The sequence below is a fragment of the Kocuria sp. WRN011 genome, assembly GCF_002295155.1.
GTDB classification, from domain to species: domain Bacteria; phylum Actinomycetota; class Actinomycetes; order Actinomycetales; family Micrococcaceae; genus Kocuria; species Kocuria carniphila.
This window is the reverse complement of record NZ_NSGI01000019.1, coordinates 1-1480: the sequence shown is the minus strand read 5'-3', so window position 1 is coordinate 1480 and position 1480 is coordinate 1. Positions and strand designations below refer to the sequence as shown.

The 1480-nt window shown below is 65.4% G+C and carries 1 protein-coding gene; it reads left to right on the top strand.

Translation table 11 applies throughout. The annotated features are described in order from the left end of the window. The first annotated feature begins 232 nt into the window (after positions 1-232). Positions 233-1456: an IS110 family transposase gene (locus CKW39_RS15185; protein WP_095798958.1), complete on the top strand. Its 1224-nt coding sequence runs from the start codon at positions 233-235 to the stop codon at positions 1454-1456. Positions 1457-1480 lie beyond the last annotated feature (24 nt).

The following is a 1480-nucleotide window of genomic DNA, read 5'->3' as shown; positions in this document are numbered from 1 at the left end:
CCCGTTACCTTGTGAGTACCCCCGATAGTCGGGGGGTCTGGTCGCTCGGCCGGGTATGGCTTTGTTGCCCTGCCATCCATGGTCCGGGGGGTGTTGCCGCCCGGTCGAGAGACACGCGTTGACCGCTGATAGGGACACGGCCCAGCACTGCTGAGGTCTCTTCGTAACGTGGGTGCCGGCATCGGGTGTCGTGACTGCGACCAGCAGTGATGCGTCAAAGGAGGACAGCATCATGGAGACAAGATTCGCGGTCGTGATCGGCTTAGACGTTGGGAAGACAGGCCACCATGCCTGCGCCCTGGACCCCGGCGGAAGCCGGTTGTTCGACAAGCCCCTGCCCCAGGACGAGGCCCAGCTGCGGGAGCTGTTCACCGAACTCCAGAAGCATGGCAACGTGCTGATGGTCGTCGATCAACCCAACACCATCGGAGCACTGCCGATCGCGGTCGCCCGGGATGCGGGCTGTGCCGTGGCCTACCTGCCCGGACTAGCGATGCGAAAGGCCGCGGACCTGTATCCGGGCCGGTCCAAGACCGATGCACGCGACGCGTTCATCATCGCCGACACCGCCCGCACCATGCCGCACACCCTCCGTGCCGTCGACCGTGACAACGAGGTCCTCTCCGCATTGAAGGTCCTCGCTGGCTTTGATGAGGATCTCGCTCACGAAACAACACGGGCGCTGAACCGGATCCGGTCGCTGCTCACGCAGATCCATCCTGCCCTGGAACGGGTGTTCGCCGGCGGTAGCCTCGCCAACAGTCTCACCCTGGAGCTGCTGATCAAGTATGGCGGCCCCACCGGGCTCAAGACCGCAGGCCGGGGGAAGGTATTACGGTTCGCCCGCGCCCACTCTCGCCGAGACCCCGAAGGCCTGATCGACCAGATCTTCGCGGCGCTGGGTGAGCAGACCGTGGTCGTTCCTGCGACCGCCGCAGTGGAGTTGGTGATCCCGAGAGTCGCTGGCCAGGTGAAAGAGCTGAAGGAGCAGCGAGCGACGGTGGCTAGGGAGGTCGAGGGGATGTTGGAGGACTTCCCTCTCGCCTCGGTCTTGAGGAGCATGCCGGGGATCGGCCTCAAGACCGCCGCGCAGATCCTCCTGAACATCGGCGACGGTTCCGCGTTCGAGACTCCCGGCCACCTCGCGGCCTACGCCGGGATCGCGCCGGTCACACGAAGATCCGGGACCTCGATCCGCGGAGAGTTCCCCGCCCGATCGGGCAACAAGCGGCTGAAGAACGCCCTGTTCTACTCTGCCTGGGTCGCCTCGAACCACGACCCGATCTCGAAGACCTACTACGATCGCAAACGCGCCGAGGGCAAGCGCCACAACGCCGCCGTGATCTGCCTGGCCCGCCGCCGCTGCAACGTCATCTTCGCGATGCTCCGCGACGGCACGTACTACCAGTCACCCACACCAGTCCCGACCCCCGAGCCACCCACTCTCGCGGCTTGACTCGAAACATAGGGACACCCCCCC

Coding starts and splice junctions, on each gene's coding strand:
- CKW39_RS15185 (WP_095798958.1), top strand. CDS start 233: ATGGAGACAAGATTCGCGGTCGTGATCGGCTTAGACGTTGGGAAGACA.